14 protein-coding genes and 10 pseudogenes are annotated in these 24,711 nt (G+C 62.0%); 9 read left to right on the top strand and 15 right to left on the bottom strand.

Annotated elements, in window-relative coordinates:
- Window positions 1–30 precede the first annotated feature (30 nt).
- Window positions 31–2,927: pseudogene (locus tag CKW46_RS06195) on the bottom strand (MMPL/RND family transporter).
- Window positions 2,924–3,343, bottom strand: a complete 420-nt coding sequence (locus tag CKW46_RS06200; protein ID WP_015354433.1) for an MmpS family transport accessory protein — start codon at window positions 3,341–3,343, stop codon at window positions 2,924–2,926. Before CKW46_RS06200 ends, CKW46_RS06195 begins: the two are co-directional and overlap by 4 nt.
- 366 nt (window positions 3,344–3,709) lie before the next feature.
- On the opposite strand from CKW46_RS06200, the gene CKW46_RS06205 reads away from it, so the two are divergent.
- The 5 genes and pseudogenes from CKW46_RS06205 to CKW46_RS06225 form a co-directional block, all read left to right on the top strand.
- On the top strand, window positions 3,710–4,381 hold the full coding sequence (locus CKW46_RS06205) for a TetR/AcrR family transcriptional regulator (protein WP_036426942.1): 672 nt from the start codon (window positions 3,710–3,712) through the stop codon (window positions 4,379–4,381).
- 258 nt (window positions 4,382–4,639) lie between these two features.
- On the top strand, window positions 4,640–5,086 hold the full coding sequence (locus tag CKW46_RS06210) for an MmpS family transport accessory protein (protein ID WP_012392720.1): 447 nt from the start codon (window positions 4,640–4,642) through the stop codon (window positions 5,084–5,086).
- Window positions 5,083–5,427 (top strand): hypothetical protein, encoded by a 345-nt coding sequence (locus CKW46_RS06215; RefSeq protein WP_252872448.1) that lies wholly within the window; start codon window positions 5,083–5,085, stop codon window positions 5,425–5,427. Before CKW46_RS06210 ends, CKW46_RS06215 begins: the two co-directional genes overlap by 4 nt.
- A 123-nt stretch (window positions 5,428–5,550) precedes the next feature.
- Window positions 5,551–6,754, top strand: a pseudogene (locus CKW46_RS06220) (ISAs1-like element IS2404/ISMul1 family transposase).
- A gap of 2 nt (window positions 6,755–6,756) precedes the next feature.
- A pseudogene (locus CKW46_RS06225) lies at window positions 6,757–9,470 on the top strand (MMPL/RND family transporter); the annotation flags it as partial.
- A gap of 31 nt (window positions 9,471–9,501) precedes the next feature.
- Here the strand turns inward: CKW46_RS06225 and CKW46_RS06230 are convergent.
- The 6 genes and pseudogenes from CKW46_RS06230 to CKW46_RS06255 form a co-directional block, all read right to left on the bottom strand.
- The gene (locus tag CKW46_RS06230; RefSeq protein ID WP_011739572.1) at window positions 9,502–9,849 is read right to left on the bottom strand and encodes a hypothetical protein; all 348 of its coding nucleotides are present in this window, start codon (window positions 9,847–9,849) and stop codon (window positions 9,502–9,504) included.
- A gap of 274 nt (window positions 9,850–10,123) precedes the next feature.
- The gene (locus CKW46_RS06235) at window positions 10,124–10,573 is read right to left on the bottom strand and encodes a DUF5078 domain-containing protein (RefSeq protein WP_012392723.1); all 450 of its coding nucleotides are present in this window, start codon (window positions 10,571–10,573) and stop codon (window positions 10,124–10,126) included.
- A 66-nt stretch (window positions 10,574–10,639) separates the two neighbouring features.
- Window positions 10,640–11,359, bottom strand: a pseudogene (locus CKW46_RS06240) (crotonase/enoyl-CoA hydratase family protein); the annotation flags it as partial.
- Between the two features lie 21 nt (window positions 11,360–11,380).
- Window positions 11,381–12,583: pseudogene (locus tag CKW46_RS06245) on the bottom strand (ISAs1-like element IS2404/ISMul1 family transposase).
- A 148-nt stretch (window positions 12,584–12,731) separates the two neighbouring features.
- A pseudogene (locus CKW46_RS06250) lies at window positions 12,732–12,929 on the bottom strand (enoyl-CoA hydratase-related protein); the annotation flags it as partial.
- Window positions 12,930–13,020: 91 nt separating this feature from the next.
- Entirely contained in the window at window positions 13,021–15,117 is a 2,097-nt protein-coding gene (locus CKW46_RS06255) for a prolyl oligopeptidase family serine peptidase (RefSeq protein ID WP_482052961.1), read from the bottom strand.
- 65 nt (window positions 15,118–15,182) lie between these two features.
- Here CKW46_RS06255 and CKW46_RS06260 point away from each other — a divergent pair.
- From CKW46_RS06260 to CKW46_RS06270, 3 genes and pseudogenes are all read left to right on the top strand, one after another.
- Window positions 15,183–15,263: pseudogene (locus CKW46_RS06260) on the top strand (hypothetical protein); the annotation flags it as partial.
- 144 nt (window positions 15,264–15,407) lie between these two features.
- Window positions 15,408–16,610 (top strand): annotated as a pseudogene (locus CKW46_RS06265) (ISAs1-like element IS2404/ISMul1 family transposase).
- Between the two features lie 26 nt (window positions 16,611–16,636).
- Window positions 16,637–16,885 carry a PPW family C-terminal domain-containing PPE protein gene (locus tag CKW46_RS06270; RefSeq protein ID WP_499018937.1) on the top strand — a complete coding sequence of 83 codons (249 nt, stop codon included), beginning with the start codon at window positions 16,637–16,639 and terminating at the stop codon, window positions 16,883–16,885.
- 272 nt (window positions 16,886–17,157) lie between these two features.
- On the opposite strand, the gene CKW46_RS06275 is transcribed toward CKW46_RS06270, so the two are convergent.
- Both CKW46_RS06275 and lpdA read right to left on the bottom strand, forming a co-directional pair.
- Entirely contained in the window at window positions 17,158–17,433 is a 276-nt protein-coding gene (locus CKW46_RS06275) for a hypothetical protein (RefSeq protein ID WP_482052963.1), read from the bottom strand.
- Between the two features lie 2 nt (window positions 17,434–17,435).
- A complete protein-coding gene (lpdA, locus tag CKW46_RS06280) occupies window positions 17,436–18,830 on the bottom strand; it encodes a dihydrolipoyl dehydrogenase (protein WP_117437884.1) in 1,395 nt (464 codons plus the stop codon).
- A 488-nt stretch (window positions 18,831–19,318) separates the two neighbouring features.
- On the opposite strand from lpdA, the gene CKW46_RS06285 reads away from it, so the two are divergent.
- The gene (locus tag CKW46_RS06285) at window positions 19,319–20,461 is read left to right on the top strand and encodes an aminotransferase class I/II-fold pyridoxal phosphate-dependent enzyme (RefSeq protein WP_482052964.1); all 1,143 of its coding nucleotides are present in this window, start codon (window positions 19,319–19,321) and stop codon (window positions 20,459–20,461) included.
- 57 nt (window positions 20,462–20,518) lie between these two features.
- Here the strand turns inward: CKW46_RS06285 and CKW46_RS06290 are convergent, their stop codons facing one another.
- The 5 genes and pseudogenes from CKW46_RS06290 to CKW46_RS06310 all read right to left on the bottom strand — a co-directional run bounded on the left by CKW46_RS06290 (window position 20,519) and on the right by CKW46_RS06310 (window position 24,593).
- On the bottom strand, window positions 20,519–21,127 hold the full coding sequence (locus CKW46_RS06290; protein WP_012392728.1) for a hypothetical protein: 609 nt from the start codon (window positions 21,125–21,127) through the stop codon (window positions 20,519–20,521).
- Window positions 21,120–21,398, bottom strand: coding sequence for a putative holin (locus CKW46_RS06295; RefSeq protein WP_193376252.1), 279 nt, complete (start codon window positions 21,396–21,398; stop codon window positions 21,120–21,122). Before CKW46_RS06295 ends, CKW46_RS06290 begins: the two co-directional genes overlap by 8 nt.
- A gap of 20 nt (window positions 21,399–21,418) precedes the next feature.
- Window positions 21,419–21,919: a DUF779 domain-containing protein gene (locus CKW46_RS06300; protein ID WP_012392726.1), complete on the bottom strand. Its 501-nt coding sequence runs from the start codon at window positions 21,917–21,919 to the stop codon at window positions 21,419–21,421.
- Window positions 21,919–23,373: pseudogene (locus CKW46_RS06305) on the bottom strand (aldehyde dehydrogenase family protein); the annotation flags it as partial. The gene CKW46_RS06300 and the pseudogene CKW46_RS06305, both read right to left, overlap by 1 nt.
- A gap of 17 nt (window positions 23,374–23,390) precedes the next feature.
- A pseudogene (locus CKW46_RS06310) lies at window positions 23,391–24,593 on the bottom strand (ISAs1 family transposase).
- Window positions 24,594–24,711: the final 118 nt, after the last annotated feature.

Below are 24,711 nucleotides of genomic sequence, written 5' to 3' on the forward strand. Positions count from 1 at the left end.
GGTTGGCCGCTCCGGAAATGCGCAACATCGTTAGCGTTCGCCGCTCATGGCCAAGGCCCGGTCGGGCTCGGGGTCTGCCGTCGGCGACGACGGGGTTCGAGCGGGCCGAGTGCGCACCCTCATCGGCCACCAGAACCAGCGGCCCAGCAATGCCGCGATGGACGGGGTCATGAAGGCCCGAACGATCAAGGTGTCGAACAGCAGGCCCAGGCCGATGGTGGTGCCGACCTGGCCGATCACCCGCAGATCGCTGACGGCCATGGACGCCATGGTGAACGCAAACACCAGGCCTGCGTTCGTCACGACCTTGCCGGTACCGCCCATCGCGCGAATGATGCCGGTCTTCAACCCGGCCGGTATCTCCTCTTTGAACCGGGACACCAGCAGCAGGTTGTAGTCGGACCCCACCGCCAACAACACGATGACCGACATCGCGAGCACCATGTAATGCAAATCGATGTTGAGGATGTGCTGCCACAACAGCACCGACATGCCGAATGAGGCGCCCAGCGAAAGCGCCACGGTACCGACGATGACCGCGGCCGCGACGAAGGCACGGGTGAGGATCAACATGATGATGAAGATCAGGCACAGCGACGATATCCCCGCGATCAACAGGTCCCAGTCGGCGCCTTCGGAGATGTCCTTGAAGACCGATGCCGTGCCGGCCACATAGATCTTGGCGTCCTCCAAGGGGGTCCCCTTGAGTGATTCCTCGGCCGCGGTTCGAATTTGGTCGATGCTCGCGATTCCCTGGGCTGATTGGGGATCTCCGCGGTGCAAGATGATGAAGCGGGCGGCATGCCCGTCGGGGGACAGGAACGATTTCATCGCGCGCTTGAAGTCTTCGTTCTTGAAGACCTCGGGCGGAAGGTAGAACGAATCGTCGTTCTTGGCGGCGTCGAAAGCCTTGCCCATGGCGTTGGCGTTTTCGCTCATCTCGCTCATCTGGTCATAGAGACCAGACATGGTGCTGTGCATGGTGAGCATCATCAGGCGCATGCTCTCCATGGTTTCGATCATCGGCGGGAACGTCTCGATCATCTGGGGCATCAGCCGATCGAGCTCTTTGATGTCGACGACCAGGTTGTCCAGCTTTTCGTCGATCTGATCGATTCCGTCGAGCGCGTCGAATATCGACCGGAACGACGAACAGATGGGAATGTCGTAGCAGTGCTTTTCCCAGTAGAAGTAGCTGCGGATCGGACGGAAAAAGTCATCGAAATTAGCGATATGGTCGCGCAGTTCTTTGGTTATCTGCTGCATCTCGATCGTGTCGCCGACCATCTTGTGGGTGTTGTTGGCCAGCTGGGTCATGAGGCCGTACATGCGTCGCATCAACGCGATGGTCTTGGCCATTTCCTCGGCCTGCGTGAGCATGTCGTTCATGCGGTCGCGCTGGTACTTCAGCGTCTGGATCTGCCCGGCATTTTGCATGCTGATCTGAAACGGTATCGACGTGTGGTCCATCGCCGTTCCGTCGGGCCGGGTTATCGCTTGCACCCGGGATATTCCTGGGACGTGGAAAATTCCCTTGGCGAGTCTGTCGAGGACGAGAAAGTCCGCGGGATTCCGCATGTCATGATCTGACTGGATCATGAGGATGTCGGGCTTCATCCGGGCCTGGGAGAAATGCCGTTCCGCGGCCGTGAACCCTTGATTGGCCGGGATGAAGTTGGGCAGATAGTCACGGTCGTTGTAGTTGGTGCGGTAGCCGGGCAACGCGAGCAGACCCACCAGGGCGACGGCCAGCGTTGCGGCGAGAACCGGCAGCGGCCAGCGCACCACCACGGTGCCGACGCGTCGCCAGCCCCGAACCTTGATCAGGCGCTTGGGGTCGAACAGTCCGAAGCGGCTGCCCACGGTCAGCACGGCCGGACCCAGGGTCAACGCCACCATCACCGCGACGAGCATCCCCACCGCGCAGGGGATGCCCAAGGTTTCGAAGTAGGGCATCCGGGCGAATTTGAGGCAGAAGGTCGCGCCGGCGATCGTCAGTCCAGAACCCAGAATGACGTGGGCGGTGCCTCGATACATCGTGTAGAAGGCCGTCTCTTTGTCCTCACCGGCCTGACGCGCTTCCTGGTAACGCCCGAAGATGAAGATCCCGTAGTCCGTGCCGGCCGCAATCGCCAGCGAGGTGAGCAGGCTTACCGCGAAGGTGGACAGCCCGATGGCCCCGCTGTGCCCGAGCAGCGCGACCACCCCACGCGCGGCGGTTAGTTCGACTCCCACCGTGAGCAGCAGCACGACAACGGTGATCACCGATCGGTAGACCAGCAGCAACATAATGAAGATCACCGCCACCGTCGTCACGGTGATCTTGATCATGGACTTGTCGCCGCTGCTGTGCATGTCCGAAACCAGCGCTGCCGCACCGGTGACATAAGTCGTGACCCCGGGGGTGCGGGGGTTTCCTTGACGATCTTGCGCACCGCTTCGACGGACTCATTGGCCAGCGGCTCGCCCTGATTGCCGGCGAGATTGAGCTGTACGTAGGCGGCCTTGCCGTCGTTACTCTGCGCTCCGGCCGCCGTGAGGGGATCGCCCCAGAAGTCCTGGACGCTCTGCACGTGTCGGGGATCGGCCCTCAGTTTGCGGATCAGAACGTCGTAGTACTTGTGCGCGTCATCACCGAGAGCGTCCTTGCCCTCCAGGACGATCATCGCCTGACTGTCGGAGTTGCCTTCGTTGAAGGCGGCGCCGATGCGCTTCATCGCTTCGTAGGAGGGCGCGTCTTTTGGGCCCAGTGACACCGAACGCTCTTGGCCGACCACTTCCAGCGATGGGATGAATACGCTGAGCGCAACGCAAACCGCGACCCAGGCGAGAATGATGGGCACCGCGAACGCGTGAATCATTCGCGCCAGAAACGGCTTTTCGGTGTGAGCGCGGGTGTCCGGGTCGTTCGCGTATTTGACGGTCACGCTGATTTCACCAGGCAATAGGTGTAAGCATTGACCTCGTTGGACACCCGCTCGGCCTTGACCTTGCCGTCTGCCGTGATTCGGCAGCCAATGCTGTTGGTATTTCCTTGTGCGACAAGGTTACCCATCACGGCCGCCAAATTCGTGGTGAAATGCAACGTCCAGGGCAACACCGCACCCTCTACCTGCTGCGGATCGGAATTGACATCAAAATAGCTGATATCGGCGACCGTGCCCGGAGGGCCAAAGACTTCGTAGGTGATCTCTTTGGGGTTGAAAGGCTTGTTGTCGAGATTGCTGTCGGAATACGATTCGCGTTTTTCCGAGGCAAAGAAGCCGCGGATTCGGTGCACGGAGAATCCCCCGACGATGATCACCGCCACGATCACCAGCACGATCCACGTTCGCGACAGCACCCTGAAAATCTCAAGTCCCCTTTACCGGTTGGCGAAGCTACGGGGCGCACGATACCCGTATGTTCAACGCCGTTCGACCATGTTCAATCTTTGGATCGCGGTGAGGGGTGGGAGTGCCCGCAGGTAGATCCAATAGATCTAGTGGCTGTCGCAACCTCGGCGGATCTATCGGCCGATTTACGGGTTGTCACCCCGTCTCACCTCGGGCTGGCTGCATCGCGCTGAGACGCGCAACCAAGCCTAGCCTAGGTAAACCATGGCGATGGGCGGAATTGTCGACCCCTTCCATCATCTTGGGGATGTAACGCATATCACGTGCGTAAAGGTAGGGTACCCGGTCGGCATTACCCTCGCAAATCACGCAGTGTGCGTTATCCTCTGGCGGTGGCGCAACTAACCTTCCGGCGCGCGCGCACCGAGGAGAACAAACGCCAGCGTGCGGCCGCTTTGGTGGAGGCCGCGCGCTCGATGGCATCCGAGACCGGTGTTGCGTCGGTCACGCTGACTGCGGTTGCCAGCCGCGCCGGAATCCACTACTCGGCGGTGCGTCGCTATTTCACTTCGCATAAAGAGGTATTGCTGCACCTTGCTGCCGAGGGGTGGCAGCGGTGGTCGAACACGGTCTGTGGGGAGCTGAGCCAGCCCGGTCCCATGACCGAATCGCGGGTGGCCGCGGCGTTGGCTGACGGCCTGGCCGCGGACCCGTTGTTCTGTGACCTGCTGGCCAACCTTCACCTGCACCTCGAACACGAAGTGGAGGTGGACAGGGTTGTGGAGGTCAAGCGCACCAGCACCGCCGCCGTGATTGCGCTTGCTGATGCGATCGAGAACGCACTGCCGGGGGCGTTCGACGTTCTGCTGGCGGCCTACTCGCTGGGGGCCACGCTTTGGCAGATCGCGAATCCGCCGCAGCGGCTCACCGACGTCTACGCCGAGGAGCCCGACGTGCTTCCGCCGGAGTGGAATCTTGACTTCGCGGCCGCTCTCACTCGTTTGCTGACCGCCACCTGTTGCGGCTTGACCGCCAAATCGTCGTAAGTCACCGGCGAATGGGCCATTTGAGCGGGCGTCGGTTCCGGCGCCATCCGTGGAGCGGAAATTCTGCGGCCTACCCCATGGTGTGTTTAAGATGCTTAGCGCAACAAACAAATGGATGGGATGGCTAAGTAAGTCAGCTTTTGTTCCAACACCGTTGGAGTCGCGGCGTGGACACCGTTGTCCAACCTGACGCCTGCGCGCCACGGCTGCAGTACTTGATTGGAACGGACCTGCCCCCTGCTAGCGGAAGGTGATTGGGTGCCCAATATCTCGGTTCTCAACGCGCTGAAGCGAACGTGGATCGCGCTGGTCATCCTGGCCGTAGTCGTGATCGCGGCGTTCAGCGTCAATCGGCTTCGCAGCTACTTCGGTGTCCATGACGACCGTCCCCTCACCAGCGGCGTCTCCGATGACATCAAGCCGTTCAACCCCAAGCACGTGGTCTATGAAGTCTTTGGTCCGCCGGGGACCGTCGCCAACATCAACTATCTGGACATTGAAGCCCAGCCTCAGCGGGTCAGCGGCGTGACGTTGCCCTGGACGCTGGCGGTGACGACCACGCTCCCGTCGGTCAGCGTCAATGTCGTCGCTCAGGGTGACACCGACCAGATCGGGTGCCGGATCATCGTGAACGGCGAAGTCAAGGACGAAAGGTCCGAGAACGAAGTGAACGCCCAGACCTTCTGCCTGGTGAAATCGGCATGAGCGACGATCAGGCGGTAAGCGAACGTGCGGCCTCGAACGGGGCCTCGAACGGGGCCGGAGCCGAGAACGGGAACGGGAACGGGAACGGGAGCCGCCCCTCGATGGCCCGGCTGATCCACCGGATGGCGGTGCCCATCGTTGTGTTCTGGGTGGGACTGGTCGCCGTCCTCGTGATGTTCGTTCCATCGCTCGAGGAAGTCGGCAAGCAAGACACAGTTTCGCTGAGCCCAAGTGACGCAGAGTCGATGATCGCGATGAAGCGTGTCGGAAAGGTGTTCAACGAATTCGACACCGACAGCGCGGTCATGATTGTGCTGGAGGCAGGGCTCCGGCGTTGTTGATTAGCAGGCTTGTGAGCTGGGTTGATGATCTTTGGTGCCGCGCTATTGGGGCCGGAGTGTAGGCACGGGCTATCTGGAGAACGATCGAGTTGGTTACTGTTCGTCGTTGGTCTGGAGTTGCCCGTGCCTACCGTTTCAGTATTGCCTGTGTCGTCGGTTCCAGAGGTGTTCGACCGCTGGAGTCCTGGTGAGCGCAGCGAGCTCATCGGATCGGAGTTTCTCGATGTGTTGGCCTCGGTGCCAGACCCGAGGGACCCACGCGGTCGGAGGTATTCGCTGATGGCTTTGTTGGCGATCGCGGTTCTGGCCACTGCCGCGGGGATGCGCGGCTATGCTGGTTTTGCCACATGGGCGGCCACCGCTCCCGATGATGTGTTGGCCTAATTAGGGGTCCGGTTCCGGCGGCCCAGTGAGAAGACCTTCCGCGCTGTTTTGTCTCGGCTAGACCCCGCCGACCTCAACGCCAGGATGGGCAGTTACTTCACTGCACACGTGGCCAGCAGCGACCCCAGTGGATTGGTGCCGATCGCGTTGGACGGCAAGATGCTGCGTGGTGCCTTTACGCGCCAAAGCGACAGCCACGCATCTCGTGTCGGTGTTCGCCCACCGTGCCCGATTGGTGCTCGGTCAACTCGCTGTCGCCGAGAAAAGCAATGAAATTCCCTGCGTACGTGCCCTGCTCACGCTGCTGCCGGGTAGCTTGCGGTGGCTGGTCACCGTGGATGCGATGCATACCCAGGTCGTCACCGCGAAGTTGATCTGCGCCACCTTGAAGTCGCACTACCTGATGATCGTCAAGTCCAACCAAGCCAAAATACTTGCGCGTATCACCGCGCTGCCCTGGGCCGAGGTGCCCGCAGCCGCTACCGACGACTCCCGCGGCCACGGCCGTGTCGAGACCCGCACCCTGCAAATCATCACCGCTGCACGAGGAATCGGCTTCCCCTACGCAAAACAAATCATCCGGATCACTCGTGAACGCTTGATCACCGCCACCGACCAGCGCAGCGTGGAGGTGGTCTATGCCATCTACAGCCTGCCGTTCGAGCACGCCCGCCCTACCGCGATCATGACCTGGATGCGTCAACACTGGGGAATCGAGAACAGCCTGCACTGGATACGCGACGTCACCTTCGACGAAGACCATCAAAGGGCACATACCGGAAACGGCGCACAGGTCCTAGCAACGCTACGCAACACCACGATCAATCTGCACCGCCTCAACGGCGCCGACAACATCACCGAAGCCTGCCGGATCACCGCTTTGACCGCCAACCGCCGCCTAGACCTCCTCAATCCACAATTCCCCAGCTCACAAGCCTGCTAATCAACAACGCCGGAGCCCTGGTGCTGGAGGGCGATCACCCACTGGGTGATGAGGCACACCATTACTACGACGAGCTGGTCCGCAAACTCAAGGCGGACAAAGACCATGTGCAGCACGTCCAGGACTTCTGGGGTGACCCGCTGACGGCGGCGGGATCACAGAGCCCGGACGGCAAGGCGGCTTACGTCCAGGCATACCTCGTTGGCAATCAAGGGGAAGCCAAGGCCAATGAGTCCGTCGACGCGGTACGCGAGCTGGTCAACGACACCCCGGCCCCGCCGGGGGTCAAGGCGTATGTCACCGGCCCGGCCGCGCTCATCGCCGATCAATCCACGGCGGGCGATGCGAGTATCCAGCGGGTCACCTTCATCACCATTGGGGTGATCTTTGTGATGCTGCTTTCTGTCTACCGATCATTGATCACCGTGATCTCGGTTCTCGTGATGGTCGGGATCGAGCTGATGGCGGCACGCGGAGTGGTCGCCTTCCTAGCGGATAACAACGTCATCGGTCTGTCGACCTTCGCGGTCAATCTCCTGGTGCTGATGGCCATCGCCGCCGGAACCGACTACACGATCTTCGTCCTGGGCCGATATCAAGAGGCGCGCGGCGAGGGGGAGAGTCGAGAGAAGGCTTTCTACACGATGTTTCACGGGACGGCGCACGCTGTCCTGGGCTCGGGCCTCACCATCGCGGGCGCAATGTATTGCCTGAGCTTCACCCGCCTTCCCTACTTCCAGACGCTGGGCGCTCCTTGTGCGGTCGGAATGTTGGTTGCGGTGCTGGCCGCGCTCACCCTGGGGCCAGCGGTCTTGGTAGTCGGGAGTTTCTTCAAACTCTTCGACCCGAAACGCAAGATGCGAACCCGGGGATGGCGGCGGGTGGGAACGGCAATCGTCCGCTGGCCCGGGCCGATTCTGGCGGTTTCCATCGCGATCGCCCTGATCGGGTTGCTGGCCCTGCCCGGATACCGGACCAACTACGACAGCAAGAAGTATCTACCGGCCTCGACCCCGACGAACGTCGGCTATACGGCAGCCGACCGACATTTCTCGCAGGCCAGAATGAACCCCGAATTGTTGATGGTCGAGACCGACCATGACATGCGGAATCCGGCCGACATGCTGGTAATCGACCGCATTGCCAAAGGGGTGTTCCATCTACCCGGAGTCGCCCGGGTGCAGGCGGTAACCAGGCCCCTCGGGAAGCCCATCGAGCATTCGTCGATTCCGTTTCAGATCAGCATGCAAAACACCGTCCAGGTGGAAAACATGCAGTACATGAAACAGCGGATGGCAGACATGCTGATCCAGGCCGCCGCCATGCAGGATTCCATCGACACCCTGGACCGCATGTACGACATCATGGGCAAGATGGTCGAAACCACCCACGATATGGATGGTCTGACCCATGACATGGTCGAGATCACCGACGAGTTGCGGGACCACATCGCCGATTTCGATGACTTTTTTTGGCGTCCCATTCGCAGCTACTTCTACTGGGAGAAGCACTGCTACGACGTTCCCATCTGCTGGTCGCTGCGGTCCATATTCGATGCCCTTGACGGCGTTGACAAGATCACCGAGAAACTGGCCGCGCTCTCCCGTGACATGGATCGGCTCGATATCTTGATGCCGCAGATGCGAGCTCAGATCCCCTTCCAGATCGCGTCGATGAAAACCATGAAGACGATGATGCTGACCATGCACAGCTCGATGTCCTCGTTGTATGACCAGATGGACGAGATGTCCAAGAATTCCACCGCGATGGGGAAGGCTTTCGACGCCGCCAGGAATGACGATTCGTTCTACATTCCGCCGGAGGTGTTCGACAATGCCGATTTCAAGCGTGGTCTGAAAATGTTCCTGTCACCCGACGGGCACGCGGTCCGCTTCATCATCTCGCACGAAGGTGACCCCGCCAGTACCGAGGGCATCTCGCACGTCAAGCCGATCATGGACGAGGCCAAACAGGCCATCAAGGGCACCCCACTCGATGGCGCCAAGATCTATCTGGCGGGTACCGCCTCGGTCTACAAGGACATGCGGGACGGGTCGCGGTGGGACCTGCTGATCGCGGGAGTTGCTGCGGTCGTCTGATCCTGATCATCATGCTGATCATTACCCGAAGCCTGGTCGCTGCGGTGGTCATTGTGGGCACCGTATTGCTGTCGCTGGGTGCCTCGTTCGGGCTTTCCGTCCTGGTATGGCAGGACATCTTCGGCGTTGAACTGCACTGGATGGTGTTGGCGATGTCGGTGATTCTGCTGTTGGCGGTGGGTTCGGACTACAACTTGTTGCTGGTTTCGCGCTTGAAGGAGGAAATCGGTGCCGGATTGAAGACCGGCATCATCCGCGCGATGGCCGGCACCGGTGGGGTGGTGACCACTGCCGGTCTGGTGTTTGCCGCCACCATGGCTTCGTTCATTTTCAGCGATTTGCGGGTAATCGGGCAGGTGGTCACCACCATCGGGCTGGGGCTGTTGTTCGACACGCTGATTGTGCGTTCGTTCATGACCCCATCCATCGCGGCGCTGATGGGCCGCTGGTTCTGGTGGCCGCAACAAGTCCGCACTCGACCCGCCAGTCAGTTGCTCCGTCCGTACGGACCGCGCCCGTTGGTGCGGGCGTTGCTGCTTCCCCGCAACGGTGATTCCGCCGACGGACCTGAAGACACCAATACCGAGCGGTTGGCGGTGAGTTCGCCGCACTACTGACGCGGTCGGTGACAGCCGCCGTCGGCCCGGGCTAGACCCCGGGCTGGTCGTTGAACCCGCACCGGCGCACGTCGCGGATGATGTCGCCGGGGTCGGACAGCGGGGCCCCGCAGGTCAGACAGTATGCGCCCGACGAGCGGCCCAGACGGTTCACTCGCACCAGCGCTGCGGCCCGGGCGCGCCCGAGGCAGTCGCCGCACAGGATGTCTATGACGTTCCCGAACGGATCAAGATTGGGCCGGTTGCAGTGGTCCAATGCGTGGGTGTGGACGACATGCGTCGCGCGATTTGTGCAACCCGCGTCGGACTGGCAGGTCAGCGTCTGCCAGTCGAGCGCGACCAGAACGCCGGGGACCTCATTGCCGGTTGCCTGACTCATGCGAATACCTCCGACTTTCCGGACTGCATTCGCTACTTGATAAGGTCAGGGAACAATCGGCTGGCCGGAGTACCGCGCGGCCATGTCGGCAATGATCTGCATCCCGGGGGCTCGGCTCGGTAGAGATACCGTCCGAATTTGACTACGGATGCCAGTATGGCCACCGCGTGAGCGCACTAGCTGTCCGCCGAACGGCCAATGCAAGGCTGAATCACCCATCCCCCAAACAGCGGACGAGAACCCCGGTGAACCGACCCGGCCGGGAGGGTGTTGGTTATGCCCAGTTCCACACGGACATGTCGCCCGCGGGGTATTGGTTGCAGACCTCGGTCGACTTGGCGACAACGCCCTTGTTGTTGAAGAAGATCTTCATGTGGTTGCGCCAGCCCCACCACAGCGGATCGATGGAGTCATAGAAGTGCTCGGAATAGTCCCGGCGATCCGCGGGGCTCAGCGAGAAGAACCAGTGGGCCTTGTCTTGGGTTGCCTGCTGAAACTCCGGGTGGTTGTTGTAGTCGATCATGTACCGCTGGTAGTACACCGGGCTGGTGTCCCTGGTGGCCGCGAGCACCTGCTCGGCGTCGCAGCTGGTCGCGATTATCCGGCGAGGTATCGGGAAGTCGTCTGTTGAGTCGGCTGCGGCGGTCTTCGGAAACACCGCCGCGGCGATCCCGATAGCGAGGAAAACGGCGCCTGCTCGCAGGCTAGAACTCAGCCGAGACATAGTTGCAACGTTAGCACTTCCAGTGCTGGGGCGTAGGGGCCAAGGTCACATTCGTAGTCCATCTCACTATCGGTCGCGATCAGGGACTATCACGTGATTGGGGTTGGGCCGCAGCTCCGGTGGGGCCTGGCTGTAATCACCGAACGGTCCATCTCGACGCTCGACCGCGGCCCGCACTCCCTGGTTTTCGGCGGTTTTGATGAAGTCCAACGCGTCCGGCGTATTGCGCATCAGGCCGTCGAGAATGCCGCCCAGGGTCTGGGTGGATGCCAGCCCCATATTTTCGTAGGCCTGATTGACGATCAGTTTCTGCGCCTGTAGCTGGGACAACGGAATCTGCGCCAGCTCGGCGGCAACCTCGGCGACCCGGGCTTCGAGCCGTTCGAACGGCACCGCCTCGTTGATCAGCTCGATCTGCGCGGCCTGGACGCCGGACAGCGGCCGACCGGTCAAGGAATGCCATTTGGCCTTGGCAAAGCTCAACCGGTAGAGCCACATCCCGGACAGGTACGCGCCCCACATTCGGCTGTACGGGGTTCCGATCACGGCGTCATCGCTGGCAATGACGATGTCGGCGCACAACGCGTAGTCGCTGGCTCCCCCGACACACCAGCCGTGGATCTGCGCGATCACCGGTTTCGACGCCCGCCAGATGGCCATGAACTTCTGTGTCGGGGCGGTCTCGCGGGCGGTGACCATGGCGAAGTCTTTGCCCGGATCCCATTGCCCGTCGGTCATCATGGTTTCGCCCCAATGCTGGAAACCCCCGCCAAAGTCGTAACCCCCCCAGGGCTCCGGCGTTGTTGATTAGCAGGCTTGTGAGCTGGGGAATTGTGGATTGAGGAGGTCTAGGCGGCGGTTGGCGGTCAAAGCGGTGATCCGGCAGGCTTCGGCGATGTTGTCGGCGCCGTTGAGGCGGTGCAGATTGATCGCGGTGTTGCGTAGCGTTGCTAGGACCTGTGCGCCGTTTCCGGTATGTGCCCTTTGACGGTCTTCGTCGAAGGTGACGTCGCGTATCCAGTGCAGGCTGTTCTCGATTCCCCAGTGTTGACGCATCCAGGTCATGATCGCGGTAGGGCGGGCGTGCTCGAACGGCAGGCTGCAGATGGCATAGACCACCTCCACGCTGCGCTGGTCGGTGGCGGTGATCAAGCGTTCACGAATGATCCGGATGATTTGTTTTGCGTAGGGGAAGCCGATTCCTCGTGCAGCGGTGATGATTTGCAGGGTGCGGGTCTCGACACGGCCGTGGCCGCGGGAGTCGTCGGTAGCGGCTGCGGGCACCTCGGCCCAGGGCAGCGCGGTGATACGCGCAAGTATTTTGGCTTGGTTGGACTTGACGATCATCAGGTAGTGCGACTTCAAGGTGGCGCAGATCAACTTCGCGGTGACGACCTGGGTATGCATCGCATCCACGGTGACCAGCCACCGCAAGCTACCCGGCAGCAGCGTGAGCAGGGCACGTACGCAGGGAATTTCATTGCTTTTCTCGGCGACAGCGAGTTGACCGAGCACCAATCGGGCACGGTGGGCGAACACCGACACGAGATGCGTGGCTGTCGCTTTGGCGCGTAAAGCACCACGCAGCATCTTGCCGTCCAACGCGATCGGCACCAATCCACTGGGGTCGCTGCTGGCCACGTGTGCAGTGAAGTAACTGCCCATCCTGGCGTTGAGGTCGGCGGGGTCTAGCCGAGACAAAACAGCGCGGAAGGTCTTCTCACTGGGCCGCCGGAACCGGACCCCTAATTAGGCCAACACATCATCGGGAGCGGTGGCCGCCCATGTGGCAAAACCAGCATAGCCGCGCATCCCCGCGGCAGTGGCCAGAACCGCGATCGCCAACAAAGCCATCAGCGAATACCTCCGACCGCGTGGGTCCCTCGGGTCTGGCACCGAGGCCAACACACCGAGAAACTCCGATCCGATGAGCTCACTGCGCTCACCAGGACTCCAGCGGTCGAACACCTCTGGAACCGACGACACAAGCAATACTGAAACGGTAGGCACGGGCAACTCCAGACCAACGACGAACAGTAACCAACTCGATCGTTCTCCAGATAGCCCGTGCCTACACTCCGGCCCCAATAGCGCGGCACCAAAGATCATCAACCCAGCTCACAAGCCTGCTAATCAACAACGCCGGAGCCCTGGTAACCCCCGAGAAGGCGCGGCCGGCACCGCGTAACACGATGACTTTGATGCCCTGGTCCCGTTCGGCCAGTCCCACGGCTGCCTCGATCTCATCGGGCATGGGCGGAACGATCGTGTTGAGGTGCTCCGGGCGATTGAGCGTGATGGTCGCCACCGGGCCCGCTGTCGAGTACAGCAGCGTCTGGAACTCAGGAGTTGGCATAGCCGAAGCGAAGCCGCTGCAGGGCGCCAGTGTCAAGCATCGACATGCCGTGTCAACTGGCGCCGTGCCGGCGCAGTGGCCAAGCGGGAAACTATTTCCGGCTGCCCAGCATTCGCCACAGGAACGAGTAGCTCAGCGCCGATTTGAACGCGAGTTGCTCGTTGTCGGCCGCACCCCCGTGCCCGCCCTCGATGTTCTCGTAGTACCAGACCCGGTGCCCGCTGACCTGCAGCGCGGCGGTCATTTTGCGGGCGTGGCCGGGATGCACCCGGTCGTCTCGGGTGGATGTGGTGATCAGGATCGGGGGATAGGTCCGGTCCGCTGAGATGTTTTGGTAGGGAGAGTATTCGGAGATGAACGCCCAGTCGTCGGGGTTGTCGGGGTCGCCGTATTCGACGACCCACGAGGCGCCCGCCAACAGCAAGTGGTAGCGCTTCATGTCCAGTAGCGGCACGTTGCAGACCAGCGCGCCAAACTTCTCCGGGTACTTGGTCACCATGATGCCCATCAGCAGTCCGCCGTTGCTGCCGCCCTGCGCGCCGAGCTGGTCGACCGTGGTGATGCCGCGCCGCACGAGGTCGTCGGCTACGGCTACGAAGTCTTCGGCCACCTTGTGCCGGCCCTCCCGCATCGCCTGGGTATGCCAGCCGGGCCCGTATTCACCGCCGCCGCGGATATTGGCCAGGACGTAGGTGCCGCCGCGGGCCAGCCATAGCCGGCCCATCACGCCGCTGTAGCCCGGGGTATTGGATGTCTCGAAGCCCCCGTAGCCGTAGAGCAAAGTCGGGCCGGGTCCATCGGAGCCGGTGGGGCGCACCAGGAAGTACGGGATCGACGTTCCGTCTTCGGATGTCGCGAAATGCTGTGATACCGAGATGTTTTGGGCGTCGAAGAAGGTGGGTGCGGACTTGATCTGCTCCAGCTGCGTCGTCGCGGAACCGGCGGTGCCGCGCAGCAGCCGCGACGGTGCATCGAAGCCGCTGGAGTCCAGGAAGAACTCGTCGCCGGTGTCGTCGGCGGCGACGATCACGGTGTTGGTCGATGCGGGGATGCCGGCGATGGGTTCGCGGCGCCAACTTCCCGGCGTGACGATTTCGACTTGGCTGGCCACATCGGCGAGTGAAACCATCAACAGTCGGTCCCGAACCCAGGCGTAGTGGTACAGGCAGGTGTGTTCGTCGGGCTCGACAACGACGTGCAAATCGCTTGTGCCGCTGAGGAAATCATCGTAGTTCGCGGCAAGCAGCGAGCCGGCGCGGTAGGTCTTAGCGGCGTCGTCCGCGCCGGCTTTGGGGGACCAGTCGGTGCGTAGCTCGATCAGCAGCCACTCGCGGTGAACCGACATGCTGCTGGCATCGGTGGGCACGTCGAGGGGGATCAGTTCTGTCCCCCGCAATTCGTAGCGCTGTCTGTTCCAGAAGTCCAGGGACCGCGATACGAAAGTGCGTTCAAAACCGGGTGTGCGATCGGTGGAACCGCCCGCGCTGACATCGGTGTGTGCGCCCTGGAAAATCATTTCCGCGTCGCTCAGTGGTGTGCCTCGCCGCCACCGCTTCACGATGCGTGGGTATCCGGACTCGGTCATCGAGTCGGGGCCGAAGTCGGTACCCACCAGGATGGTGTCCGGATCGTCCCAGCCGACTTGCGACTTGGCCTCGGGCAGCTCGAATCCGTCGGCGACGAATTCGCGCGTCACCATGTCGAATTCGCGCACGATGACGGCATCCGAACCACCGGGGGACAGGCTGATCAGTGCGCGGGTGAACTCGGGTTCGATCACGTCGGCGCCGGCCCACACCCATTTCTTGTTGTCCGTGCGCCCTAGTTCGTCCACGTCGATGAGCACGTCCCACTCCGGTGCGTCGGTGCGGTAGCTCTCCAGCGTGGTTCGCCGCCACAGCCCGCGGGGGTTGTTCGCGTCGCGCCAGAAGTCGTAGAGGTAGTCCCCGCGCCGACGCACGTATGGGATCCGGGCGTCGGTGTCGAGCACCTCGAGTGCCTCGGTGCGCATCCGCTCGAATTCGTCCGCGGACTCACCGCCGCAGAACTGCGCCTTGGTCGGTTCGTTGCGTGCGCGAACCCAATCCAGTGCCTCTTCGCCGGTGACGTCTTCGAGCCACAGATACGGATCGGTTGTGGTGTCTGCCGCGTCGGGAGCTTGGGGAGCCTCAGGAGCCTTGGGAGCCATGGAAGCCATTGTGGCCCCGGCGGTAGTGTGAGCTGTATTACATGAACTAACGAGGAGCCGATCAGATGACCGTGTTTGCACGTCCGGGTTCGGCCGGGGCGCTGATGTCGTTTGAGTCCCGGTACGGAAATTTCATCGGGGGTGAGTCAGGGCTCCGGCGTTGTTGATTAGCAGGCTTGTGAGCTGGGTTGATGATCTTTGGTGCCGCGCTATTGGGGCCGGAGTGTTGGCACGGGCTCTCTGGAGAACGATCGAGTTGGTTACTGTTCGTCGTTGGTCTGGAGTTGCCCGTGCCTACCGTTTCAGTATTGCCTGTGTCGTCGGTTCCAGAGGTGTTCGACCGCTGGAGTCCTGGTGAGCGTAGCGAGCTCATCGGATCGGAGTTTCTCGGTGTGTTGGTCTCGGTGCTAGACCCGAGGGACCCACGCGGTCGGAGGTATTCGCTGATGGCTTTGTTGGCGATCGCGGTTCTGGCCACTGCCGCGGGGATGCGCGGCTATGCTGGTTTTGCCACATGGGCGGCCACCGCTCCCGATGATGTGTTGGCCTAATTAGGGGTCCGGTTCCGGCGGCCCAGTGAGAAGACCTTCCGCGCTGTTTTGTCTCGGCTAGACCCCGCCGACCTCAACGCCAGGATGGGCAGTTACTTCACTGCACACGTGGCCAGCAGCGGCCCCAGTGGATTGGTGCCGATCGCGTTGGACGGCAAGATGCTGCGTGGTGCTTTACGCGCCAAAGCGACAGCCACGCATCTCGTGTCGGTGTTCGCCCACCGTGCCCGATTGGTGCTCGGTCAACTCGCTGTCGCCGAGAAAAGCAATGAAATTCCCTGCGTACGTGCCCTGCTCACGCTGCTGCCGGGTAGCTTGCGGTGGCTGGTCACCGTGGATGCGATGCATACCCAGGTCGTCACCGCGAAGTTGATCTGCGCCACCTTGAAGTCGCACTACCTGATGATCGTCAAGTCCAACCAAGCCAAAATACTTGCGCGTATCACCGCGCTGCCCTGGGCCGAGGTGCCCGCAGCCGCTACCGACGACTCCCGCGGCCACGGCCGTGTCGAGACCCGCACCCTGCAAATCATCACCGCTGCACGAGGAATCGGCTTCCCCTACGCAAAACAAATCATCCGGATCATTCGTGAACGCTTGATCACCGCCACCGACCAGCGCAGCGTGGAGGTGGTCTATGCCATCTGCAGCCTGCCGTTCGAGCACGCCCGCCCTACCGCGATCATGACCTGGATGCGTCAACACTGGGGAATCGAGAACAGCCTGCACTGGATACGCGACGTCACCTTCGACGAAGACCGTCAAAGGGCACATACCGGAAACGGCGCACAGGTCCTAGCAACGCTACGCAACACCGCGATCAATCTGCACCGCCTCAACGGCGCCGACAACATCGCCGAAGCCTGCCGGATCACCGCTTTGACCGCCAACCGCCGCCTAGACCTCCTCAATCCACAATTCCCCAGCTCACAAGCCTGCTAATCAACAACGCCGGAGCCCTGGGTGGCATGCCCGACGCCGGGCTGGCGTCAACTACAATGCCTGCCCCGACCATCGGCAAGGTTCCGGAAGTGGCTTCCGAGCAAAATGCAATGGGCTTTGCCGGTACCGTTGTCGATCGACCCGTTCAATCGCCCGCGGGGCTGACGATTCTGGGCAATGGCGAGTCCGGCCATGGTTCACGAGTGCCGATGTTGCCGGCCGCCTGGGAACACGGCTTGACCGAAGCGACCAGCGGTAGGGCATTACCCACATAAATAATCTGGATTCCGACGCCCCGGACCGGTAGTTCAACCCCATCGCGGCGAGGATAGCTACCGGTCCAGTGGGTGCGGATCGGCTCGCGGGACTCCGGGCTGGTCTACCTGGACGGTGATCAGCGGCCTCTGGGGCGGCACGAAGGCCGCAGCGGCGCCGCGGTGGCATGGCTCAATCCGCGCACACCGCAACCCACCGCGAAATCCTGTCCACGTGGATCGCCAAATCGGCTCGGCAACCCACTTCTGACCAGCACCAACAGCTGAAAGTCTCAGAAGTAGATGTCGGCCAGCACGGCCAGGGTCAGCACCACCGGCAGCACGGGCAGGCCGAACACGAATGCCGACCAGCCGTACCTGTTACGCCAGCGCATCAGCAAACCCACCAGCGCCGCAACAACCGCGAGCAGACCCGACAGCAGCAATATGACCAGGCTCCACTGACCTACCGTCGTGAGATCATCACCGATCGATATGGCCACCAGCCACAGGAGGTAGCCGGCGATCACACCGCCGGCCCCGCCCAACACCGCTTCGGTGCGAATCATGCTCAGAAGTTGATCATGTGCCCGGCCAAGCCGTGGAAGCACTCCTGTAGCGCCTCGGACATCGTCGGGTGAGTGTGCACGTTGCGCGCCAACTCTGTTGCCGTGAGGTCCCACTTCTGCGCCAAGGTCAGCTCCGGCAACAGCTCCGACACGTCGTGTCCGACCAGGTGCCCACCCAACAGCTCGCCGTGCTTGCCGTCGGCCACCAGTTTGACGAAGCCACTGGGGTCGCCCAGGCCATGGGCTTTTCCGTTGGCCGTGAATGGGAACTTGGCAACCTTGACGTCGTAGCCCTCATCACGCGCCTGCTGTTCGGTGAGCCCGAAGCTGGCTACCTGCGGCTGGCAGAACGTGGCGCGCGGCAGCATGCGGTAGTCGCCCAGGGACAGGGTCTCAGCGCCGGCGATGGTCTCGGCCGCCACGACCCCCATGGCCTCAGCCACGTGCGCCAGCATCAGCTGCCCGGTGACATCACCGATCGCATAGATGTGCCCGACGCTGGTCTGCATGTACTCGCCGATACCGATGGCCTTGCGGTCGGTCAACGCGACACCGGCCTTGTCCAGCCCGTAGCCCTCGACATTCGGGGCGAACCCAATGGCCTGCAATACCTTGTCGGCCTTGAGTTCCTCGGACTTACCGTCCTTGCTCACGACCACCGTGACCGCAGAGCCATCGTCGGAGATGGACTCGACCTTGGTTCCGGTCCGGATCTTGACGCCCAGCTTCTTGAATTGTCTCTCGATCTCCTTGGACACCTCGGCGTCCTCGTTGGGCAGTGCGCGCGGCAGGAACTCCACGATGGTGACGTCAACGCCGTAGTTCTTCAGCACGTAGCCGAACTCCATGCCAATGGCACCGGCTCCGGCGATGATGATCGACTTGGGCAATTCGCGGGTCAGGATCTGTTCTTCGTAGGTCACCACGTTGGTCGACAGCGAGGTGCCGGGCACCAGCCGGGTACTACTGCCGGTGGCGATGATGGCGTTGTCGAACGTCACCTTCTCGGTACCGCCGTCATTGAGATCCACCGAGAGCGTGTTGGCGTCGGTGAATTTCCCGTAGCCGTGGATCTCGGTGATCTTGTTCTTCTTCATCAGGAAGTGCACACCGGCCACGCGGCCCTCGGCCACTTTCCGGCTGCGGTCGAACGCCACACCATAATCGAAGGTGGACTCGCCGCTGATGCCAAAAGCCTTGGCGTCCTTGGTGAAGATGTGCGCAAGTTCGGCGTTGCGCAGCAGCGCCTTGGACGGGATGCAGCCAACGTTGAGGCAGACTCCGCCCCAGTACTTCGGTTCGACGATTGCGGTGTTCAGGCCAAGTTGTGCGGCACGGATGGCCGCCACGTATCCGCCTGGACCGGCTCCGAGGACGACGACGTCATAGTGGGTCACGGCACCCACCCTAACGGCCGGGTACGGCGTTGGACCGACCTACCGGGTCAACACCGCGGCCCGGTCGGCACGCCCGTACCGCAGCGGCATCGGGTGAGGCGGGTGCGGGCCGGTGACACCGGCCCCATCACCCAATCAGCTGCCCGGCATTGCGCGCGTCCGGAGTGAAGTTAGATCCCGCGAAGCGAATGATTTCTAATAATCGAAACTAATTCTAATTTGCACATTCACAAGGTCGGATCTTGCGGAAACGTATATCGATGTGGACAATTCCACTTAAGCTCAACCACGCCATTACCCGCACCGAAAATTTTAGTCTCGCTAACATACACGCGTCGGGCCGCCTGCTGGTTTCCAGGATTCGGCAACCGCCGTCGATGAACTGCGCCTCGATCCAGAAATATTCCGCAGCCTCCACCCCAGGCCGAGCGACCCAAGGAATCAGAATGCCAGTGTCAACATGGAAATCGCGAAGCTACTACGAGCTCATGGAGCTGCTGGAGCGCATCGAGGACATTACCGACGAATACCCGTATTTTCAAAGCCTGTCACACGGCAACATCGCAAAATATGAGGGAAGCAACGGACCGGTCCTCAACTTTGCCTGCTATGACTATTTAGGACTGAGTGCGGATCCCCGCGTTAAAGAGGGCGCTACCGCGGCGGTGCAAAGATACGGCTGCTCCGCGGGCGCTTCCCGACTTGTCGCCGGCGAGTTCGACATTCACAGCGCCCTGGAAAATGCCCTGGCCGAATTGCTGGGACAGGAGAAAGCGCTCGCCTTCGTCAGCGGATACAACACGAACGTCTCCACCCTCGGCTTCCTGCTCTCCGAGGAAGACGTGATCATCTGCGACCACTGGGTCCACAACAGCATCGCCGTCGGCGTGAAGCTGGCACGGGCCAGGTCGCTGCACTTCCCGCACAACGATGTCGGCGCCCTCGCATCCCTACTCGAGCAGCACAAGGACCATCCCGGACGAGTGGCGGTGTGCATCGAGGGCCTTTACAGCATGGACGGCGACCTGCCACCGCTCGCCGAGATCGCGGAGCTGAAGGAGAAGTACGGGTTTCTGCTGTTCGTTGACGAGGCACACGCCATCGGCACGGTCGGAAAGACCGGCCGCGGCATCACCGAACACTTCGGGCTGCCACCCCAAGTAGTCGATATTCAGATAGGCACGCTGAGCAAGACTTTCGGCAGCTGCGGAGGATACATCGCCGGGTCGGCCGACTTAATTATGTACCTAAAATACAATTGCCCTGGATTCGTGTTTAGCACCGGGCTACCCGGCCCGCTCGCCGCGGCCGCACTGCGCGCGGTAGAGCTACTCAGAGATCGACCGGAATTAGTTTCGGAGCTACAGATGAAAAGCGAATCTTTTCTGCGCGCATTAGGACAGGACACGCCCAACCAGACCACCCCCATTGTTCCCGTGATCGCCGATTTCAACCGCGTCTATGCATTTTATGACGAACTCATGCGCAATGGCATACGAGTATTTCCGATCACGTATCCCGCGGTATCCAAGGATGCGACCCGCCTTCGGTTCTTCATCAATGTGAACCATTCGGTGTCCGATTTGGTTGCGACCGCCGGGCTGGTCCGGGAAACGATAAACAGACCATGACCGATAAGCCCCCGATATTCCGGAAGGCGCAGGCGCGGCGCTTCAGCAGCCCGTGGCCTAATAGGGAATGACGCCGGCCAGGCAGCGGCTCGCATGCTCGCAGAAGTAGGAGCCATACAGCGGCGCCGCGGCCGCGACCGAGGCAAACGGTGCCGACATCAACGCGAGCGACAACGCCGTGATCAGCGGCCTGCCCTGAACCATTGACAGCAGCAAGCTGGCCACCGCGCACAGCACCAGGTAGACCAGCACCACGAAGACTGGCAGCGTCTTGTCGATGGTGTGAAACCACCAGTAGAACAGGCTGAGCCCGACCTGGGCCGCGCCGAACCACACGCCCAGCACGACCAGCACGAACTTCCACCACTTCAGGTAGACGTACCGACTCGGCACGGTAACCGATGGCGCCGGGGTAGCGGTGCCCTCGGCCGGCGAATCCCCATCCAGAGAATCCCCATCCAGAGTTGTCAGCGGCGCCGACACCTCGGACAGGTCCACCAGCTCGACCGATGACTTCTTCGACTCCGTCACCACCGCGGCCAAACCGGCAAACGGCTTGGAGTCCGTATCGAAATCCGGCACGAACGGCACCGAGCGTTCACCGGTATCGAACTCCGGCACGAACGGCTCGGTTCCCGGGTTCGAATCGAGATCGTCTTTAGCCATGAGAGGCCACCTGAATCGCAACGAGCACACCCAACCAACCCGGAGCCAACGCGAGGATGAACGCGCCCAACACCGTCACCCAGCGGCGCCCCGAGAACAAGATCACCAACATGCCAATCACACTGGGAATCCCAACCACCAGCGCAATAACGAGGTCCGGCCGGACCCGGGTGTGAACCAGAATGCTGGATCCCACCCCGACCAATTGCCCGACCGCGCCACCGACCAGCATGGCGCTTGTCAGCAGCCACGCACGTGGAAGGGGTATCACGCCTTACGACCTTACTGCGGCTAGGGCCGACTGGCCGGGCACGCACCCGGCGCGTTGTCGGCCACCACCTCACCTGGCACCGCCGGACGCTCACCACGCTCATAGGCGGCACCGGTTATCACCGGCGTCTCTTCCAGCAGCGCCTGCTCCTCGCCGGTGAAGACTCGGCCGCGGCTGAGGAACCGCATACCCTCCGGCGCTTCCAGGCTGAACCCGCCGCCACGGCCCGGCACCACATCGATGACCAGTTGGGTGTGCTTCCACGCCTGATATTGCGGACCGGAGATCCACACCGCGACGCCTTCTGCCCCGGTCTGCTTGCCGATATCAAGCGTCCCGAGCAATACGTCGCGATCACCGACGAGGAAGTCGCCGCGCGGGTAACACATCGGCGAGGACCCGTCGCAGCAGCCGCCCGACTGATGGAACATCACCGGACCGTGCCGGTCCTGCAATCGGGCGAGCAATTCAGCGGCGCCCGCGGTGATCACCACCCCCGACGGTGCCGACGGCTCCGGCATCAGAACAACCCCAAAGCCTTATCCGAGTAGGACACCAACAGGTTCTTGGTCTGCTGATAGTGGCCCAGCATCATCTGATGGCCTTCCCGGCCAATGCCGGACTGCTTGTAGCCACCGAACGCCGAGTGCGCCGGGTAGACGTGATAGCAGTTGACCCACACCCGGCCCGCCTGGATGTCCCGGCCGGCCCGGTAGGCCGTGTTGCCGTCGCGGCTCCACACCCCCGCCCCCAACCCGTAGAGGGTGTCGTTGGCGATACCCATCGCGTCGTCGTAGTCGGTGAACGGCGTGACCGCCACCACCGGACCGAATATCTCCTCCTGGAAGATCCGCATCTTGTTGGTGCCGCTGAAGATCGTCGGCTGCATGTAAAAGCCGCCGGACAGGTCACCGCCGAGTTCGGCGCGCTCGCCGCCGGTAATGACCTTGGCGCCCTCTTCCTTGCCGATTTCGATGTAGGACAACACCTTTTCCAGCTGGTCGTTGGAGGCCTGTGACCCCAGCATCGTCTCGATGTTCAAGGGATCGCCCTGCCGAACCGCCTTGGTCCGGATCGCCGCCAGCTCCAGGAACTCGTCGTAGATGTCGGCCTGGATCAGGCTGCGCGACGGACAGGTACACACCTCGCCCTGGTTGAGGGCGAACATCGTGAAACCCTCCAGCGCCTTGTCCTGGAAGTCGTCGGGCTTGGCCATCACATCAGAAAAGAAGATGTTGGGGCTCTTGCCGCCGAGTTCCAGGGTTACCGGGATCAGGTTTTGTGAGGCGTACTGCATGATCAGGCGCCCGGTGGTGGTCTCTCCGGTGAACGCGACCTTGGCAATTCGGTTGCTGGACGCCAGCGGCTTGCCCGCTTCGGCGCCGAAACCATTGACGACGTTGACCACCCCGGGCGGCAATAGGTCGCCGATCAGCGACATCAGGTACAGCACCGACGCGGGCGTCTGCTCCGCGGGTTTGAGCACCACCGCGTTACCGGCCGCCAGCGCCGGCGCCAGCTTCCAAGCACCCATCAGGATCGGGAAGTTCCACGGAATGATCTGCCCCACCACCCCGAGCGGCTCGTGAAAGTGGTAGGCGACCGTGTCCTGATCGATCTGCGGCAGCGAACCTTCCTGGGCCCGGATCGCCGCTGCGAAGTAGCGGAAGTGATCCGCCGCCAGCGGGATGTCAGCGGCTATTGCCTCTCGGACCGGTTTGCCGTTGTCCCAGACTTCGGCCACCGCCAGCGCGGCCCTGTTTTCATCGATCCGGTCGGCGATCTTGTTCAGGATCGCGCCTCGCTCGGCCGGGGCCATCTTGCCCCAGGCCGGGGCCGCCGCATGTGCGGCGTCGAGCGCCATCTCGACATCGGCCTCATCAGAGCGCGGTATCTCGCAAAATGGCTGGCCGGTCACCGGGGTCAGGTCTTCGAAGTAACGGCCCCGCGCCGGGGCAACCCACTCACCCCCCAGGGCTCCGGCGTTGTTGATTAGCAGGCTTGTGAGCTGGGGAATTGTGGATTGAGGAGGTCTAGGCGGCGGTTGGCGGTCAAAGCGGTGATCCGGCAGGCTTCGGTGATGTTGTCGGCGCCGTTGAGGCGGTGCAGATTGATCGTGGTGTTGCGTAGCGTTGCTAGGACCTGTGCGCCGTTTCCGGTATGTGCCCTTTGATGGTCTTCGTCGAAGGTGACGTCGCGTATCCAGTGCAGGCTGTTCTCGATTCCCCAGTGTTGACGCATCCAGGTCATGATCGCGGTAGGGCGGGCGTGCTCGAACGGCAGGCTGCAGATGGCATAGACCACCTCCACGCTGCGCTGGTCGGTGGCGGTGATCAAGCGTTCACGAGTGATCCGGATGATTTGTTTTGCGTAGGGGAAGCCGATTCCTCGTGCAGCGGTGATGATTTGCAGGGTGCGGGTCTCGACACGGCCGTGGCCGCGGGAGTCGTCGGTAGCGGCTGTGGGCACCTCGGCCCAGGGCAGCGCGGTGATACGCGCAAGTATTTTGGCTTGGTTGGACTTGACGATCATCAGGTAGTGCGACTTCAAGGTGGCGCAGATCAACTTCGCGGTGACGACCTGGGTATGCATCGCATCCACGGTGACCAGCCACCGCAAGCTACCCAGCAGCAGCGTGAGCAGGGCACGTACGCAGGGAATTTCATTGCTTTTCTCGGCGACAGCGAGTTGACTGAGCACCAATCGGGCACGGTGGGTGAACACCGACACGAGATGCGTGGCTGTCGCTTTGGCGCGTAAAGCACCACGCAGCATCTTGCCGTCCAACGCGATCGGCACCAATCCACTGGGGTCGCTGCTGGCCACGTGTGCAGTGAAGTAACTGCCCATCCTGGCGTTGAGGTCGGCGGGGTCTAGCCGAGACAAAACAGCGCGGAAGGTCTTCTCACTGGGCCGCCGGAACCGGACCCCTAATTAGGCCAACACATCATCGGGAGCGGTGGCCGCCCATGTAGCAAAACCAGCATAGCCGCGCATCCCCGCGGCAGTGGCCAGAACCGCGATCGCCAACAAAGCCATCAGCGAATACCTCCGACCGCGTGGGTCCCTCGGGTCTGGCACCGAGACCAACACATCGAGAAACTCCGATCCGATGAGCTCGCTGCGCTCACCAGGACTCCAGCGGTCGAACACCTCTGGAACCGACGACACAGGCAATACTGAAACGGTAGGCACGGGCAACTCCAGACCAACGACGAACAGTAACCAACTCGATCGTTCTCCAGATAGCCCGTGCCTACACTCCGGCCCCAATAGCGCGGCACCAAAGATCATCAACCCAGCTCACAAGCCT

Source organism: Mycobacterium liflandii, assembly GCF_022354805.1.
GTDB lineage: Bacteria > Actinomycetota > Actinomycetes > Mycobacteriales > Mycobacteriaceae > Mycobacterium > Mycobacterium marinum.

Coding starts and splice junctions, on each gene's coding strand:
- CKW46_RS06290 (WP_012392728.1), bottom strand. CDS start 21,127: ATGGCTAAAGACGATCTCGATTCGAACCCGGGAACCGAGCCGTTCGTG.
- CKW46_RS06235 (WP_012392723.1), bottom strand. CDS start 10,573: ATGTCTCGGCTGAGTTCTAGCCTGCGAGCAGGCGCCGTTTTCCTCGCT.
- CKW46_RS06285 (WP_482052964.1), top strand. CDS start 19,319: ATGGAGCTGCTGGAGCGCATCGAGGACATTACCGACGAATACCCGTAT.
- CKW46_RS06255 (WP_482052961.1), bottom strand. CDS start 15,117: ATGGCTCCCAAGGCTCCTGAGGCTCCCCAAGCTCCCGACGCGGCAGAC.
- CKW46_RS06230 (WP_011739572.1), bottom strand. CDS start 9,849: ATGAGTCAGGCAACCGGCAATGAGGTCCCCGGCGTTCTGGTCGCGCTC.
- CKW46_RS06275 (WP_482052963.1), bottom strand. CDS start 17,433: ATGATTCGCACCGAAGCGGTGTTGGGCGGGGCCGGCGGTGTGATCGCC.
- CKW46_RS06270 (WP_499018937.1), top strand. CDS start 16,637: ATGCCCGACGCCGGGCTGGCGTCAACTACAATGCCTGCCCCGACCATC.
- CKW46_RS06215 (WP_252872448.1), top strand. CDS start 5,083: ATGAGCGACGATCAGGCGGTAAGCGAACGTGCGGCCTCGAACGGGGCC.
- CKW46_RS06300 (WP_012392726.1), bottom strand. CDS start 21,919: ATGCCGGAGCCGTCGGCACCGTCGGGGGTGGTGATCACCGCGGGCGCC.